The 16,655-nt window shown below is 45.2% G+C and carries 14 protein-coding genes; 7 read left to right on the top strand and 7 right to left on the bottom strand.

All coding sequences use genetic code 11. The annotated features are described in order from the left end of the window. Position 1: 1 nt before the first annotated feature. Both NM125_RS08970 and NM125_RS08965 read left to right on the top strand, forming a co-directional pair. The gene (locus NM125_RS08970) at positions 2-697 is read left to right on the top strand and encodes a class I SAM-dependent methyltransferase (protein ID WP_255134567.1); all 696 of its coding nucleotides are present in this window, start codon (positions 2-4) and stop codon (positions 695-697) included. Beyond that, complete coding sequence (locus tag NM125_RS08965; protein ID WP_255134566.1) at positions 684-1,856, top strand: FAD-dependent oxidoreductase; 1,173 nt, start codon at positions 684-686, stop codon at positions 1,854-1,856. Before NM125_RS08970 ends, NM125_RS08965 begins: the two co-directional genes overlap by 14 nt. On the opposite strand, the gene NM125_RS08960 is transcribed toward NM125_RS08965, so the two are convergent. From NM125_RS08960 to NM125_RS08945, 4 genes are all read right to left on the bottom strand, one after another. Further along, entirely contained in the window at positions 1,853-2,947 is a 1,095-nt protein-coding gene (locus NM125_RS08960) for a GAF domain-containing protein (RefSeq protein ID WP_255134565.1), read from the bottom strand. The genes NM125_RS08965 and NM125_RS08960 overlap by 4 nt on opposite strands. A 218-nt stretch (positions 2,948-3,165) precedes the next feature. Beyond that, entirely contained in the window at positions 3,166-5,877 is a 2,712-nt protein-coding gene (acnA, locus tag NM125_RS08955; protein WP_255134564.1) for an aconitate hydratase AcnA, read from the bottom strand. Between the two features lie 290 nt (positions 5,878-6,167). Continuing rightward, complete coding sequence (locus NM125_RS08950) at positions 6,168-8,420, bottom strand: TonB-dependent receptor (protein WP_255134563.1); 2,253 nt, start codon at positions 8,418-8,420, stop codon at positions 6,168-6,170. Positions 8,421-8,465: 45 nt separating this feature from the next. Then, complete coding sequence (locus NM125_RS08945) at positions 8,466-9,302, bottom strand: hypothetical protein (RefSeq protein ID WP_255134562.1); 837 nt, start codon at positions 9,300-9,302, stop codon at positions 8,466-8,468. A 258-nt stretch (positions 9,303-9,560) separates the two neighbouring features. Between NM125_RS08945 and rplM the strand changes: the two genes are divergently transcribed. The 5 genes from rplM (at position 9,561) to pyrH (ending at position 13,094) form a co-directional block, all read left to right on the top strand. Next, positions 9,561-10,004 carry a 50S ribosomal protein L13 gene (rplM, locus tag NM125_RS08940; RefSeq protein ID WP_255134561.1) on the top strand — a complete coding sequence of 148 codons (444 nt, stop codon included), beginning with the start codon at positions 9,561-9,563 and terminating at the stop codon, positions 10,002-10,004. Between the two features lie 6 nt (positions 10,005-10,010). Continuing rightward, a complete protein-coding gene (gene rpsI, locus NM125_RS08935) occupies positions 10,011-10,397 on the top strand; it encodes a 30S ribosomal protein S9 (RefSeq protein ID WP_255134560.1) in 387 nt (128 codons plus the stop codon). A 142-nt stretch (positions 10,398-10,539) separates the two neighbouring features. Next, positions 10,540-11,433: a 30S ribosomal protein S2 gene (rpsB, locus tag NM125_RS08930; RefSeq protein ID WP_349294172.1), complete on the top strand. Its 894-nt coding sequence runs from the start codon at positions 10,540-10,542 to the stop codon at positions 11,431-11,433. A gap of 33 nt (positions 11,434-11,466) precedes the next feature. Beyond that, entirely contained in the window at positions 11,467-12,300 is an 834-nt protein-coding gene (gene tsf, locus NM125_RS08925; protein ID WP_255134559.1) for a translation elongation factor Ts, read from the top strand. A gap of 74 nt (positions 12,301-12,374) precedes the next feature. Next, a complete protein-coding gene (gene pyrH / locus NM125_RS08920) occupies positions 12,375-13,094 on the top strand; it encodes a UMP kinase (protein WP_255134558.1) in 720 nt (239 codons plus the stop codon). Positions 13,095-13,295: 201 nt separating this feature from the next. Here the strand turns inward: pyrH and NM125_RS08915 are convergent, their stop codons facing one another. From NM125_RS08915 to hutI, 3 genes are all read right to left on the bottom strand, one after another. Then, positions 13,296-14,195 carry an Abi family protein gene (locus NM125_RS08915; RefSeq protein WP_255134557.1) on the bottom strand — a complete coding sequence of 300 codons (900 nt, stop codon included), beginning with the start codon at positions 14,193-14,195 and terminating at the stop codon, positions 13,296-13,298. Between the two features lie 217 nt (positions 14,196-14,412). After that, a complete protein-coding gene (locus NM125_RS08910; protein WP_255134556.1) occupies positions 14,413-15,399 on the bottom strand; it encodes a formimidoylglutamase in 987 nt (328 codons plus the stop codon). After that, positions 15,381-16,610 carry an imidazolonepropionase gene (hutI, locus tag NM125_RS08905; protein ID WP_255134555.1) on the bottom strand — a complete coding sequence of 410 codons (1,230 nt, stop codon included), beginning with the start codon at positions 16,608-16,610 and terminating at the stop codon, positions 15,381-15,383. Before hutI ends, NM125_RS08910 begins: the two co-directional genes overlap by 19 nt. Between the last annotated feature and the right edge of the window lie 45 nt (positions 16,611-16,655).

Here is a 16,655-nt window from a genome sequence, read left to right as displayed (position 1 = left end):
CATGCCTGTTTTTCTGTCAAAGCGCCGGCCGGATTTAATTGAATATATGGATCGGGATGATTGTGACCCTCAACTGCTCGAAAATACCTATCGGCAGTTTGCGACTATTAATTTGCTGCTGTCACAATGGAAACGGATTTATAAAAACGAACTTCAGCCATTGATGAAAAAAGGTGAAAGCTATTCTCTCCTCGACATCGGCTTTGGAGGCGGAGATGTACCTCTCAAACTTTCTGAATGGGCCAAAAAGGATGGGCTTGATTTGCAAATCACAGCTATAGAAACTGATCAACGAGCCTTTGAATTTGCCCGGCAGCAGAAGGCTCCTGATCAGGTTACATTCAGGCATTGTTCTTCCACGGATCTGGTATCCCAATCCCGTTCGTACGATTTCGTGATTTCCAATCATGTGCTTCATCACCTGCCTAAAGATCAGACGCTTCAAATATTGAATGAAGCGAAGTCGCTTGCCCTTCAAAAAGTCATTTTCAATGATATTGAACGGAGTGATATTGGCTATGGCCTCTTTGCCACTTTTGCCCGGCTGATTTTTCGTAATTCCTTCATTGTTCCCGATGGATTGATTTCCATAAAACGAAGTTACACCAAGGCGGAATTGGCTGAAGTCGCCCCTACCGGATGGCAGGTTCAACGCTTATTTCCTTTTCGATTATTATTGAAGTATGACAAGAACTAAGCCTGACATACCGGTGGTAATTGTAGGTGGAGGGCCCGTTGGTTTATTCCTGGCCATCTGCCTGATTAAAGAGGGAATAGAATGCCGTGTACTTGAAAAACGAAAAGAACCCATTCCGGATTCTCGGTCATTGGGCATTCACCCCGTATCGCTGGAGCTGTTTGATGAAGTGGGGATCACAGAGCAATTCTTAAGTGCCGGTTTAAAAATCAGGAAAGGAATTGCGCTTACCAAAGACCAGAAGCTGGGTGAAATCTCCTTCGAAAACTGCCCGACGCCTCATAATTATATCCTCGCCTGTCCGCAATTCACCATAGAAAAAATCTTGCGTAATGAACTGCAAAAACTTGATGAAGATGCTTTGATAACCGGAGCAACCGTAAAACACTTCGATGAATATGGGCAGTTTGTGGAAATCACCTATTCCATTGATCAGCAAGCGAATCAGCGAATAACGACTGACTACATCATCGGTTGTGATGGGAAAAACAGTGCTATCCGCCAAAAAGCCTCTATCCACTATTCCGGAAAACGATATAACGATACCTACATCATGGGCGACTTTGAAGACACCACCGACTTCGGTCCCGATGCGGCTGTATTTTTGCTAAAAGAAGGCCTGATTGAATGCTTCCCGCTCCCGAATGGAATGCGACGCTGGGTGGTAAAGACCGATGACTATATACCGGAACCAAGTCAGCTAAAGCTCGCTACTTTGGTGCAGGACAGACTGGATTATGACTTATTTGGCATAAAAAGCACGATGCTCAGCAGTTTTGGAGTGCAGCATTTTATGGCTGAAACCTTTGCCAAAGGTAGGGTATTACTCGCCGGTGATGCCGCTCATGTTGTAAGCCCCATTGGTGGTCAGGGTATGAACCTCGGCTGGCTGGACTGCCGGGTGCTCGCTGATTCTTTTGCTCAAATTAAAAACAAAGAATCTGGTATCGCTGAACAGATCTTTCGGGAGTATTCCGAACATCAAAGGTCTATTGCAAAAAAAGTGGCACGAAGAGCGGAAATCAATATGGCACTGGGACGAAAACAAAGGATGCCTGTTTTCAGAAACCTGTTTGTAAAGGGCATGCTGCATTCACCACTCAAGAATAAAGTAGCGGAGATTTTTACAATGCGGGGGCTCGGCAGCTGGTGGATTTAAATATGAAATGAAAGAATGGAGGTTGAACCGATTTCAGGGTTCTGTGTGTAGCTAAGGTCTGCCTCCAGCTTTTCCGCCAGGTTTCGAATGATGGCCTTTGGACTTTTCATTCCTTCAACATCCTTTTGAATAACCTCTGTTCCACGGCCATTATCCGTCACAATAACCACAACTTTTTCCTTCCCGGTCTGCTTCAGACTTACGATTACCTCTCCTATTTCTTTACTGGAAGATGCTTTTTTGTATGCAGCGGTCATCAATTCATTCAAAATTAAACCACAAAGCATGCTTCTTCTGCTATCCAGCTGTGCGTCTTCAAGGCGTAAAGTCAATCGCACATCCTCGTCTGAATCATCGAAAGATTGTTCTACCTGACCGGCTATCAGTCCCAGGTACTTTGATAAGTTGATGGTTCCGGATTCCGTCTTCTCAGACAAAAGAGGCTGCACGTTCATCATGGATTTAATGCGTGCATTCGTAGCCTTCAGTATTTTTCGGGAGTCAATATCTCTGATTTCCTCCAGGTCAAACTCAAGAAGGTCAGAAATTGCAGATAAGTTATCATTCAGCCGGCGGTGGATGTCCAGAATTTCCTCCTCCCGTTCAGCCAGTTTTCTCTCCACCTCATCAAACTTTTTGGACCGCTCTATGGCGGAAGCAACATGAAGGGCCAGCGACTCAAACACAGGCACATCTTCGTTCACAAACATCTGCCCATCCTTTTTGTTGATGGCCTGAAGTACACCGAATGCCTGTCCTTCATTATCCTGCAAAGGCACACAAATGATATTCCGGGTTGTGAAGCCTGTGGACAGATCTTTCCAGAAAATATCGCTTTCCACCACATCGTTAGAGATGAAAGGTTGGTTATAGGATATTACCCATCCACCAATACCTTTGCTTTTCGGAACGGCCATCCCCATAATTTCATCTTTCACGGGGCCGGTTGGAATGCTGACGTTCAAATCACCGGTGAGTTCATCCAAAAGCATAAGAGAACTCGCTTCTGAGTTCATCACAACCTTGGCGGCCTCCATACACTTGCGAAGTACTTCCTTAAGTTGCAGTGTTCGGTTTATACCATCTACCACATGCAAAAGAAGTGCTTCATGGCCCGGAGTCTGAGGTCCTTCCCTGACTATATTTTTGTCCTGATTTTTAATAACGATACCCGAAAAATTATACTTATCAGAGGCTGAGAAAAGACAGGTAATCAGCTCTGTATTTCTGCTCTAATAATAAACATTATCGAAAATAAAAAAAGCACAGAATAAAATTCTGTGCTTTTAGAATGATTAATTCGCCTTGATTAGCTCTCTGCTTTACTTTTCTTGAGGTAATCAAGCAATACCGTATGCAGGATTCCGCCATTGCGGTAGTAATCTACCTCAACAGGTGTATCGATTCTGCAATCGGTCATAAATTCAACAACTTCACCATTGGTTTTGGTTGCCGTTACTTTAATCTCATCACGGGCCTTCACATTGTCATCCACGTGGATGTCGAATGTTTCCGAACCGTCTAACCCAAGAGTGTCAGCACTATCGCCTTCTTTAAACTGAAGGGGAAGCACACCCATTTGAATCAGGTTTGATCGGTGAATACGCTCATAAGAAGTCGCAATTACCGTTTTGATTCCAAGCAGCGCAGTTCCTTTGGCGGCCCAGTCGCGGGATGAACCGGTTCCGTACTGCTTACCGGCTAAGGCAACCAGCGGCGTGTTTGTTTCTTTGTATTTCAGCGATGCATCATAAATGGTTGTGATTTCATCATTCGGGAAATACTTGGTAAACCCACCTTCTTTTCCGGGAGCCAGCTGATTCTTAAACCGAACGTTGGCAAAGGTGCCGCGTGTCATTACACGGTCATTACCTCGGCGTGAACCGTAAGAGTTGAAGTCTTTTTTCTCCACTCCGTGCTCTTTAAGGTAAATTCCTGCCGGAGCGTCTTCTTTAATATTACCGGCCGGAGAAATATGATCAGTGGTAATAGAATCACCAACTTTCACCAGGGCTCTGGCGCCTTTAATAGGCTTGATAGGCTCCGGCTCTTCATTCATATCCATAAAGAATGGAGGTTCCTGAATGTAGGTTGATTCTTCACTCCAGTTAAACAAGTCGCCACCGGATACCGGGATTTCTTCCCAGGTTGGGGATTCAAAAATGTCGCCGTACATCTTCTCGAAGAGTTCCGGACGAATAGCTGCATCCAGGTGTTCTGCAATCTCAGCCGTTGTTGGCCAGATGTCTTTCAGATATACATCATTGCCGTCTTTGTCTTTGCCTAAAGGCTCGGTAGCAAGATCAATATCCACACTTCCGGCCAGTGCATAAGCTACTACCAGTGGAGGTGAAGCCAGGTAATTCGCTTTCACCCAAGGGTGAATTCGGCCTTCAAAGTTACGGTTTCCGGAAAGTACACCGGCTGCAATCAGGTCGCCTTCTTTGATGGCTTTTTCAACCGGCTCGGGCAGCGGACCTGAATTACCAATACAAGTTGTACATCCGTATCCTACCAGGTTAAAACCAAGCTTATCCATGTACTCGGTCAAGCCTGCTTCTTTCAGATATTCAGTTACTACTCGTGAACCGGGAGCAAGGGATGTTTTCACATAAGCCGGTACTTCCAGACCTTTTTCGTATGCTTTTTTCGCTACAATACCGGCGCCCAGCATTACGCTTGGGTTGGAAGTGTTGGTACAGGAAGTAATCGCGGCAATAACCACATCACCGTGCTTCATCTCAATTTCCTGCCCGTTTTTGTACAAGCCTTTGTTGGCCAGCTTCTCCTGGGCAAGGTTGAAACCCATGGTTGGATTGTCGCTGGTCAATGAATTCTCAAAAGCCTTCTTCATATTACCGAGGGTAATTCGGTCGTGAGGAAGTTTTGGTCCGGCAAGGGAAGTCTCAACAGTGCTCAAATCAAGTTCGAGGGTTGAAGAGAATTCAGGGTCCGGAGTGTCATCCGTTCTGAATAAGCCCTGTGCCTTGGTATAATTTTCAACCAGTTGCACCAACTCTTCCGAACGGCCGGTTCTTCTCATGTACCGCAACGACTCTTTGTCGATTGGGAAGAAACCCATGGTTGCTCCGTATTCAGGAGCCATGTTTGCGATGGTAGCACGGTCGGGCAGACTCATATTGCTGAGCCCGTCGCCGTAAAATTCTACAAACTTACCTACTACGCCGTGCTCACGAAGCATTTGGGTTACCGTCAGTGTTAAGTCGGTAGCCGTTACACCTTCACGAAGTTTTCCGGTCAGTTTCATTCCGGTTACTTCTGGAACCAGCATGGAAATAGGCTGGCCAAGCATGGCAGCTTCCGCTTCAATCCCGCCAACACCCCAGCCGAGAATACCGAGTCCGTTAATCATAGTTGTGTGAGAATCAGTTCCCACCAGCGTATCCGGATATGCCGTTGTTGTTCCGTCTTCTTCTTTTCGGGTGAAAACACCGCGGCCTAAATACTCAAGGTTTACCTGGTGAACAATTCCACGCCCCGGAGGTACCACACGGAAATTATCAAAAGCTTCTTTACCCCATTTCAGGAATTCGTAGCGCTCGTTGTTACGCTCCATTTCTTTTTCCACGTTGAACATCAGCGCGGCATCTTGCCCAAACATATCAACCTGCACAGAGTGGTCAATCACCAGATCTACAGGTACTTGCGGGTTGATGTCTGTAGCTTTACCACCCATTCGTTTCATTGCAGACCGGAGAGCCGCCAGGTCAACAACAGCGGGAACGCCGGTAAAATCCTGCAGCACCACACGAGATGGTTTAAAAGGGATTTCGCCCTGCGGATCTTTGGCATTATAATTCGCCAGTGCTTCAATGTCTTTTTCAGTAACAGCGTATCCGTCAAATTCGCGGAGTACGGCTTCCAACAATATTTTTACAGAGAAGGGGAGCTTGTCAATACTCTTATAACCCAGTTCTTTCAGTTTTGGGAGGCTGTGCAGGTAGGCTTTGCCCGAACCGGTTTCAAATTCAACTCTGGTTTGCTTCAGTTTGTCGCTCATTTTTTACTCGATTTAGATTTTCTTTCTCCTAATGCCCAAAGGTACAAATCTTTTTGGGCTTTGTCTTTATCAAGTATCTATGAGATTTATTGAATGTGATGATAGATTCAACTTTACCATTTAGACTGGTTCCGCCACTCCGCTGCGGAACCTCATTGTGAGGCTCCGCCTCAAGTTAGTTAACAGGGAAATAGTGTAAAGATATGAATGCAGAATTTGAGGCAGAGCCTCGGGTGGGCATTGCGCCGCAGAGCGCCGCAATGAGAAAAAACTCGCTAAGGAGATGAAGCTTATTTTGACTCCACCTTCAAGGCTACATAAGGTACGATGGGTAACTGATTTATTCCTCTCTGGGAGAACACATCGTAATAGAATAAGTTTTGTTGATCGTACAGGTTAATGGCCCCAAGCTGTACATTCAGGTTAGCTGAGGGAAGCTGAAACTGCTGCTGGAGCGATACATCAAACCGGTGGAAATCGGGCATATTCCCCTGAAAAGGTTTTTCAAGAAGTATTCTTGGCGTTCCGTATTCATCTTTCACTTCCGGAACTCCTTCATCTAAATTAAAAAAGCTGTCGAATCCTTTAGGCTGAGTGTAGGGTAAGCCCGAGCCGTAAATCCAGTTCAGATTGGCTGAAAAATTACCCCAGTCAAAACCAAGCTGTGCATTCAACTGATGGCGACGATCATGAGGAGGGTTGTATCTCTGCGTCTCTTTGCCAAACCATTGCACAAAGTGATCCTGAGAAGTTTCATATTCTGTGATTGAATAGCCATAACCCACGGCCGCATAAAAAGCTTTGTGACTGAAATTAAGCCGGGCATCAATTCCACGTACCGTACCATCGGCGTATTCCAGTTCGGTTGTAAATTGTGCTACGGGGTTCCACACTGAAATCGGAGTATCCTCAATGGTTTTGAAGTAGCCTTCTACGGTGAAGTCGAAACCGGAAGTCACCGTTTGTCTCCACCCAATCAAGTAATGGGTGGTTCTGAGCGTGGTTTCATAACCGGGTGGCAACATCCAGGCTGTAAAAGCGGTGCCGGCATCTCGTAAATCAGCCAAACCAATTAAAGGCTGAAGATACACGCCCGCTGCTCCATGAAATTCCCCGTTAAAAACATCCGTGAAGTCTAAAGAGAACCGAAACCGGGGTTCAAGGGTACCGTCAAGCCTGATCATGTATGAATTGGCAACAAGTCCGGGTTTCAGGGATAAGTATTTCCCTACCGGAACCTCACTTTCCAAATATAATCCGGTTGTTAAAAATGATTCTTCGTTCGCATCTAAAGAGTTGAATCTGTTCAGAATGTCGAAGTTCACCGTTCGATAGTTAGCAAAGAAACCATACTCAATTTTGATATCGCTCACATAGTTAACGAAACTGAGATCCAGATTCGATTTGAAGATGTTGGACGTTCTGCGCCCTCCGCCACCACCGCCCGCTTCGTTATTAAAGTTGGAAAGGCCGAAATTCAGCTCCATAAATGAAAGGGAGGATTCCTGGGCAGTTCCAAAGCAGCGGGTTCCGGCAACTACATTGCTCCATTTAAAATATTGATCCGAATCAAAATTGAGCTTGCCCCGGTCGTAGGTTCGCATTAAAAGAGCAGAACAGCCAAGACCTTCGTTGGTGGTGCTGTTAAATTTCATCAGCTGGCTGTTAAACTTTAACGGCTGCTGTTCCTGTAAATACGCATCGCTCGTTTCCTCAATTAAAGAACCGCGCATGGAAAAAAGCAGCGAGCTTTTCCCTTTTTTAATCGGCGTTTCCACAAATACATCAGAAATAAAGGGACTCACCGATGCCGACCACCCGGTCTCATACAAATTCCCGTTTTTCAGCCTCACATCCATAACCGATGAAGACCGTCCACTGTATTTGGGGCCAAATCCACCGGCATAAAAATCGGCTGAAGAAACTACGTCTTCCGGAAATACCGAGAAAAACCCGACAATATGAAAAGGTTGATAAATCAGGGTACCGTCCATCAGCACCATATTCTCAGAAGGAGTACCTCCCCGTACAAAAAGCTGACCGCCCCGGTCTCCGGTAGCCAAAACGCCGGGCTGACTTTGAATATAGCTCACTAAATCTGCACTGCCCGCCGGTGTTGGTGCCCGGCCAATAGTCTCGGGCTGAATACGGGTTTGTCCGGCATTATCGCCCCGACTTCGGTCAGAAACCGTTACTTCTCCAAGCTCCTCACTGGAAGGACTCAGTGTTATGTTTTTAAGAATGGCCCCTCCGTAATTAATTACCCGTATGGTATCGGTATAGGTTTGGTACCCCACATAGCTCGCCTTGAAAATATAATCTCCCCGGTCAATGTTGTTTATCTGGTAATGCCCGTTGTTATCCGTTACCGTACCCTTCACTATCTCCCCGGAGAAAGTCTGGATTGAAACGGTGGCACTTATCAGAGCCTCTCCGGTTCCCCGGTCTGAAATAATACCCCTTACCGCATTATTCTGGGCATAAACTTCTTTCAGGGGAAGCAGAATAAACAATAGAAAAATACCTTTTTTCAGTTCCGACATTGTGTATTGAGCTGAGTTAATTAGCCTTTTATGCGTTGGATATTTTTACTTTTCGTTTTTACACGGGGGTTGCCGTGGAGTCAGGATAACTTCACGCCGTGCTACACCCGCCAGAACTCCCGTTCCGTTTTCAACATTTGAGACCACTTCCGGCAGAGCCACTTCGATGTCCTCCAGGCTTGTCGCATCGGGCCAGCTGTCGGTAGCCGTCACAACTTCCACCGACGTTCTGTTTACGATGAAATTACTTGTACCCAGTTCATCTACGATGGCAGAGCTTCCGCGAACGATGAAGAAATAACCACCTTCTGAGTTTAATAAGGTGTGATCCAGTTGCGAGACTGAAATCTCAACCTCCTGACCGCAGCCCATATCCGTAACCGGCTGAACCAGGTAATTCACGGACGCTACCACCAACGAATCTGCTGCCGGACCTGAGATCCGGGTTTCTCCACCCCGCTTTTCAACTTCAGGAAGTTCCAGAGGAGAGGGGGTTTCCAGGGTAACCCTGCTTTGCTCGCCCTCCTCGTTTTCAGCAACGAGGGTATATACTTCATTGGTAAAGACGGAATCCGGCAGCCAGTAATTCCAAACGTAGGTGTCCCCGCTAAACTTAAAAAGTGAATCGTTAAGAGTTACCGTCTCTCCGGTCGCTTCGCGGGTAAGGCGTACTTCACTTGATCCGATCGAAGGATCCTGCGGAAGGTAGGTTTCACCGATGGGCATCACCCGCACCCACTGGGTGTCGCTGTGCACATCAAGCACCCCGTAAATGGTAAACACATCGTCCGTTTTATCCAGCGGTTGGAACGTTTGCTCACAGCCAGCACAAAAAAGGAAGAGGCAAACGGCGGCAAAAAGAACCGATGAGACTTTATTCATATGTATGTTTTTTGGACGCTTAAACTTCATAATCAATCGTACTGCCGTGATAGTATTTAATTGTAATCAGAGATACAATAATTTAACATGAATATGCAGGTATCAATGCTATTCACTTTTGATGTGCTGCCGGGAAAATGGTTATTTTTGGATTTCACTCAAAGAAGTGAACATTTCTGCTTTTTTGATATTGATATCTACAAGAATTACTTCTATCTTATTCGACTTTCCAATTTGACGAAATAAAAGAGTTTAATCGTGGACACATTAAGTTTTAAAACATACTCGGCCAAACCCAGTGATATTGAAAAGAACTGGGTACTCATTGATGCTGAAGATCAGCCATTGGGTCGCCTGAGTAGCGAAGTAGCAAAAATTTTGAGAGGTAAAACCAAGCCTACCTTCACCCCACATATGGATACAGGTGATAACGTAATCGTTATCAATGCTGAAAAGGTGAAGCTGACTGGTAAGAAAATGACGGACAAAACATACTTCCGTCACACATTTTACCCGGGCGGAGAGCGATTTGAAACAGCAGCCGAAATGTTGGAGAAAGATCCAACCTCTTTGGTAACTACTGCTGTGAAGGGCATGCTTCCTAAAACCAAGTTGGGCAATAAAATTGCCACCAACTTGAGAGTTTATGCAGGCCCCGTACATCCGCATACTGCACAAGAACCAGAAATCATTGAGCTTTAATCAATAATGGCACAAGCGAATTACATAGGACGACGAAAAACTGCAACGGCCCGTTTGTACATCAAACCGGGTAAAGGCGACATTCTCGTCAACCACAAACCCATTGAAGAATATTTTCCGGTAAAAGCACGCCGTAACATTGCGCTGTTTCCAATGAGCGTTACTGAAACGGAAGGCAAGTATGACATCAAAATCACCGTTCGCGGTGGTGGAAGTACCGGACAAGCCGGTGCTATTTCTCATGCTCTTGCACGTGCTTTGGACGGAGAGAATGAAGACCTTCACGATGTTCTTAAGGGACACGGACTTCTTACCCGAGACGACAGAATGGTAGAGCGTAAGAAATACGGTCAGCCTAAAGCTCGTAAGAAATTCCAGTTCTCTAAGCGTTAATATTTACGCGACCAATTTTTTTCAAACACAATCACACATGTGTGGCGACCCTGCGTTTGGTGTCCTGAGCTTAATTGACTCAGGATTAACGTTCGGGAATGACCCACACAGAGGATTAACCTAAACTTACATACTTATTACAATGCCAAAAGCTGCATCAATACAAGACCTGCTTAAGTCAGGCGCACACTTCGGTCACTTAACCCGTCGATGGAATCCAAAAATGAAGGATTTCATCTTCATGCAACGAAACGGGATTCACATCATTGACCTGAAGAAAACTCAGAAATATTTACAGGAAGCCCTCGACGAAGTTCAAAAACTTTCTCGTGCCGGTAAAACTATCCTTTTTGTAGGTACCAAGAAGCAATCTACCGAAATCATCAAAACTGAAGCGTTACGTTGTGGAATGCCACACATTACGCATCGCTGGTTAGGTGGTATGCTTACCAACTTCAGTACCGTTCGTAAAAGTATTTCCCGTATGGAGGAAATTGAGCGCATGAAGACTGACGGTACGTTTGAAGAACTCACCAAGAAAGAGGGTTTGATGCTGCAACGCGAGCAGGACAAACTGAATGACACTCTTGGCGGTATCAAAAACATGGGTCGCCTTCCCGGTGCCATTTTTGTGGTAGATATTATTAAAGAGCACCTTGCCGTTAGCGAAGCAATTAAACTCCACATCCCAATCATTGCTATGGTTGATACCAACAGTGATCCGGATATCCCTGACTACATCGTTCCTTGTAACGATGACTCAGCCCGTACCATCCAGCTGGTAGCAACTCAGGTTGCCGATGCTATTATTGAAGGTACAGCTGAGCGTGAAGCACAGCAGGAAGAAGACGTAATGGAGCAAGCTGCTGCTGAAGCCAAAGGCGACGATAAAGATGATGACGTTGACGTTAAAGACGCTGCTAAAGGAACCAAGTTACGTTCCCGCCGCAAGAAAAAGTCTTCCAAGAAAGACGACAACAAAGCTGAAAAAGCCGAAGCGAAAGCGGATGCTGACAGCAATGATGAAGAAGAATAAAAATTTCCAACACCAAAAATACTATTCAGAATAATGAGCATTTCTGCTGCTGACGTAAAAAAACTTCGTGACATGACCGGAGCGGGTATGATGGACTGTAAAAAAGCCCTCTCTGAAGCAGATGGTGATTTTGACCGTGCTGTTGAAATCCTTCGTAAAAAAGGACAAAAAGTATCTGAAAAGAGATCTGATCGTGAAGCTAACCAGGGATTGATCCTGAGCCGCATCAACGATGATAAAACCAAAGCTTCTCTGCTTGAAATCAACTGTGAAACTGACTTTGTAGCCCGAAATCAGGAATTCCAGGATGATGCCGAGTCGTTCCTGAACGCTGCTTTCGAAAATGACATCGATAATGCTGACGATCTTCTGAAGATTGAGCTTGATGGATTGACTATTGAAAAGCACCTGGAAGAGATGGTGGGTAAAATCGGTGAGAAAATTGAAATCAACAATGTGATATTGGCCACAACTGAAGGCACACTGATTTCTTACATCCACCCCGGAAACCAGTTAGGCGTATTGGCTGAATTTGATGGCGACCTTACCGACGAAGAAATCGGTAAAGATGTAGCCATGCAGGTTGCAGCTATGAAGCCTCTTTCTGTTACCCGAGACGGCGTTGATTCTTCTCTGGTTGAGAAAGAGCTTGAAATCGCCAAAGAACAACTTCTGAACGAAGGCAAGCCTGAGCACATCGCTGAGCAAGCTGCCAAAGGTAAACTTCGCCGTTTCTACGAAGAACGTGTTCTTCTGGAGCAGAAGTTTGTTAAAGATAACAGCGTTTCCGTACAGCAGTACCTGGAGCAGAATGATGCTCCCCTGGTGAAATCCTTTCACCGGCTGCAACTGGGCGAAAACGACTAATAAATTTTCTTTACATTAAGGCTGTCAAAATTGACAGCCTTTTTTTTGTCTTATAATTACTAATCGAGGAAATCGTGGGAAATAAATACAACAGAGTGCTTCTCAAACTCAGCGGCGAAGCACTTTTAGGTGAGCAAGGGCATGGCATCGATGCCGATATTCTAAGTAGTTACGCAAAAGAAATTAAATCTATTCAGGAAGCCGACGTTCAGGTTTCTATCGTGATTGGCGGAGGGAATATCTTCCGCGGGGTGAAGGGAGCCACCCAGGGCATGGATCGCGTTCAGGGAGATTACATGGGGATGCTTGCCACCATGATCAACAGCATGGCCCTGCAGGATGCCCTCGAACAAATTGATGTACAAACTAGGCTGATGAGTGCTATCCGCATGGAAGCTATCGCTGAGCCCTATATCCGTCGCCGAGCAATCCGTCACCTCGAAAAAGGACGTGTGGTTATTTTTGGAGCCGGAACAGGAAACCCCTATTTCACTACCGACACGGCCGGTTCCCTTCGTGCCATCGAAATTGAAAGTGACGTGATCCTGAAAGGTACCCGCGTGGATGGCATCTACGATTCCGATCCCGAAAAAAATGCAGACGCTCAAAAATTCGATACCATTACCGGCGATGATGTGCTGAAACGTCGCCTGTCCGTTATGGACCTTACCGCCTTTACCCTTTGCCGAGAAAATAAAACCCCGATCATTGTCTTCAACATGAACAAGGAAGGCAACCTGAAAAAGATTGTGGTAGACGGCAAAGATGAGGGGACTACCGTAGTTTGGGAGTAAGTCTCTTTTAACTTTTTATGGAACGCGGATGACACTGATTGAGCAGATGCTCGCAGTTTTAAAGTAAATATCTGTGAAAATCCGCAGTTTCTGCGTTATCCGTGTTCTATTCAATTAGGTCAATCTTGCCTTAGTCATTCTGAGAGATGAGATGAAATAGATTGATCATTTAGCAATATAATTAATTGCGAGCCTGATAAGTCAGCCATTCCAAAGTGCTTCTTGTTCCCAGTATTCAGGAAAACCCATTTTTTTCAAATCAATCATTTCATAACGGTTAAAAAGATCTTTCAGTCGTTGTTTAAAGTGATGATCAGGGTTAATTACATCCATTAAATATGCCATACAACAAAGCAAGGCATATAATTTGTGCTCGTCAATATCTTTATTTCTGATGAAAGGAAGAGATGTTAGTTTTGGGAGTTTTGGAGCCACAGCCAACTTCCTGTTCCACAATCGGCCATGATGAGCACAAATATTTCGAACATTACTAATGGCATGCATCCAGCTCTCTAAAATAAATGGATGTCCCAAATTGAATTTACCTGAAATAGTCTTCTTTGTTTTCCCCAATTCTAAATTGTGGTATAGTTTTGAAAGAGTTCCTAAAGATATTACCTCTAAAGTCATCCATGCCGGCGGACGTTCAGGGTTTGAATATTTGTTGTAATAATGTTCTATAAAAACCTCTGCCGAGCGCCTCAGCTCATCATCAATTGCTTTTAAGTCTGACTCAAAGTGTCGCAAATTACGAAATAGAGATTCATCTTCATACCAGTGACTTTGATGAGCCATACAACACTGGTAAATTATTTGAGTACGAAAAGCAATTTCTATTCTCTCAATTGCATCAAAAACAATCAATCGTAATTCACGATCAAAAATGTAATAATCCAAAACCTCATCAAACGTAATGTCTTTGATAAAAGGGTGATCTGAATCTTCATTATCCTGGAAAGGGTAGGTATATGCCCTTAAACGATAAAAGCTGATGTATGACAAATAATGTTCAGCTCTTTCTTCATCCTTTATCGTCAAGCCCCGATCTTTTAATAGCTCAACTTGTTGCGTTATGCTAAGAGGAGATTTATCAAATTGCATAACCTAAGTTGTATAAAATAAAAAACCCGCCCGGGTGCGCGTCACTATGGAGAGGCGTGGCAGGTCTTATTTTCTTCGATTCTATGATACTAACATTCGGGTTCATAAAAAAGTTTATTTTTTTTCTCACATCCGAGAATTAGTGACAAATAATGAAAATTATATACCCCAAACAACTTATTACGTTCGTCTTATCTAAAAATCCTAATTTTAACAATTATCCAAATATAAACTTATAAACAAACTGCGCAGCTAACTTCACCGTGCGGTTGTCGATATCGTATTTTGGATTCACTTCCGTGATTTCAAATACCTTCAGGTTTTCTTTTTGTCGGGCCTGATAAATACATTCCAGCACTTCCCTTCCTGAAAATCCAACCGGAGAAGATGCGCTTACGCCCGGGGCATCCGAAGCCTGACTGGAATCCATATCCAAGCCAAGGAAGAAAGGCCGCTGCCCGATTTGCCCCAGAATATGCTGAAAGGCCGGGCTTACTCCTTCCTGCAGAATATCAGCCAACAGATGGACATTCACTCCAAGTTTGTCCGCATTATCCATATAGAAAGCTCCGTTGGATTCCGGCCGTATCCCAAACTCATAAAGTCGATGGGGACTCAAATAATGGTCGTCAATGAGTTTTTGATAAGGTGTGCCGCTGGTCATTTCATCGGCCTCGCGCATATCCAGATGGGCATCGATATTGATGGCGGAAATTTCCCTGCTCGTTTCGGCCAGTGCTCTTACGTCCGCATAGGAAATGTCATTCCCCCCGCCCAGCACAATCACCTTCTTGCCGTCCCGCAAAAATTCAATCACAGCCGTGCTTAACCTGTTGTGAATTTCTTCCAATACATCCGGATTTTGATCAAGGTCGGGAAAGTCGGTGACTTCTGAAGAATCGAATAAATCAGTACTCACATTGCCGGCGTCAAATAACCGGATGGCGGTGTCCTTTTTCACCTGTAACTTAAACAGCTGCTCACGGATTTTATTGGGAGCTTCTGCGGCTCCGGTTCTTCCACTGTTTCTCAACACTCCTTCATGTTGCGGGCAGCCAATCAACACGTGGGTTGATTGGTCGTAATCGTTCGCGTCAAACAACATCTCCTGAACCAGCCAGTGGTCGTTTGGATCATGAGAGCGCATTGACTTAAGCGATTTGGAAACCGGTTTTAGAATAGCTTTCAGCCTCTCGATTCCCATACTTTCTCTCCTTTTTTGATGACCGTATGCACGTGATTTTCCCCAAAGAAATAAGCAAGGTCTTTGTAATTATCCGTATCGAGCAACAGGATATCGGCCTGGAAACCGGGAGCAATACAGCCCAGCTTCTTCCTTTCCAGGGCTTTGGCTCCATTCTGGGTGGCGCAACTTAGCGCTTCCTCTACCGACATCCCCATTTTCGTACAAGCCATGCTCATCAACAGCTGCATGGAGATAGTCATAGATGAACCGGGGTTGAAATCCGTAGCCAGGGCTACCAGTGCGCCCCTGTCAATGAGCTTACGCGCCGGGGAATAGGGGATGTTGAGGAAGTAGGAAACTCCGGGCAGAATAGTGGCTACCGTATCAGATCCGGCGATGCGATCTACATCTTCGTCAGACAGCACTTCCAGGTGATCTACCGAGACAGCATCCAAATCCAGGGCCATTTCCACCCCACCGATATCATTGAACTGATTGGTGTGAATTTTAGGTTTGAGTCCATGCTCCATCCCTTTTTCCAGTATGCTTCTGGACTCATCTTTTGTAAAATAGCCGTCTTCACAAAACACATCGCAGTAATCGGCCAGTTCGGCAATTTCCGGGATCATATTCAGCACCTCTTCCACATACTCCTCTTTGGTAGAATTTTTGGGAACCGCATGAGCTCCCAAAAAGGTGGCTTTTAGTTCAATAGGCTGCTCTTCTTTCAGTTCGTTGATTACTTCCAGCATCTTGCGCTCGTTATCGAGGTTCAGCCCGTAACCACTCTTTATTTCCATGGTGGTGATGCCTTGCCTCAACGCTTTCTGCAAACGAATGCGGGCAATGTTTTTTAGCTCTTCTTTGGTTGCCAGTTGAGTGGCCTCTACCGTCGATACAATTCCACCGCCTTGTTCGGCAATTTCTTCGTAACTCATACCCGCCGAACGCATGGCGAATTCATCAGCCCGATTTCCCCCAAACACCAAATGGGAGTGGGAGTCCACAAAGCCCGGCACGGCTGCTTTGCCTTCCGCATCCAGAATTACCGGGTGCCCTTCCACTTGTTTCAATACCTCCGAAAGTGGCCCGATAGCCTGAATCACGCCATCAGATATAAATATCGAGGCATTTTCAATTACATTCAGGCTGCGCAATTCCGACCCGCGGGTTACCCCGGGTTTGGGCGTAGCAATTTGCGATATGTTTTGTATTAATAAATCAGGCATAGGTGTTAGATTTACAATATGATAATCAATCCGTAGGGACGTATC

This window comes from Gracilimonas sediminicola, from assembly GCF_024320785.1.
In the GTDB taxonomy this organism is placed as follows: Bacteria; Bacteroidota; Rhodothermia; order Balneolales; family Balneolaceae; genus Gracilimonas; species Gracilimonas sediminicola.
The sequence above is the reverse complement of the archived record's forward strand: the minus strand, read 5'-3'. Positions and strand labels throughout refer to the sequence as shown.

Coding starts and splice junctions, on each gene's coding strand:
- NM125_RS08945 (WP_255134562.1), bottom strand. CDS start 9,302: ATGAATAAAGTCTCATCGGTTCTTTTTGCCGCCGTTTGCCTCTTCCTT.
- rpsI (WP_255134560.1), top strand. CDS start 10,011: ATGGCACAAGCGAATTACATAGGACGACGAAAAACTGCAACGGCCCGT.
- NM125_RS08950 (WP_255134563.1), bottom strand. CDS start 8,420: ATGTCGGAACTGAAAAAAGGTATTTTTCTATTGTTTATTCTGCTTCCC.
- NM125_RS08970 (WP_255134567.1), top strand. CDS start 2: ATGCCTGTTTTTCTGTCAAAGCGCCGGCCGGATTTAATTGAATATATG.
- hutI (WP_255134555.1), bottom strand. CDS start 16,610: ATGCCTGATTTATTAATACAAAACATATCGCAAATTGCTACGCCCAAA.
- NM125_RS08910 (WP_255134556.1), bottom strand. CDS start 15,399: ATGGGAATCGAGAGGCTGAAAGCTATTCTAAAACCGGTTTCCAAATCG.
- NM125_RS08915 (WP_255134557.1), bottom strand. CDS start 14,195: ATGCAATTTGATAAATCTCCTCTTAGCATAACGCAACAAGTTGAGCTA.
- acnA (WP_255134564.1), bottom strand. CDS start 5,877: ATGAGCGACAAACTGAAGCAAACCAGAGTTGAATTTGAAACCGGTTCG.
- NM125_RS08965 (WP_255134566.1), top strand. CDS start 684: ATGACAAGAACTAAGCCTGACATACCGGTGGTAATTGTAGGTGGAGGG.
- rpsB (WP_349294172.1), top strand. CDS start 10,540: ATGCCAAAAGCTGCATCAATACAAGACCTGCTTAAGTCAGGCGCACAC.
- tsf (WP_255134559.1), top strand. CDS start 11,467: ATGAGCATTTCTGCTGCTGACGTAAAAAAACTTCGTGACATGACCGGA.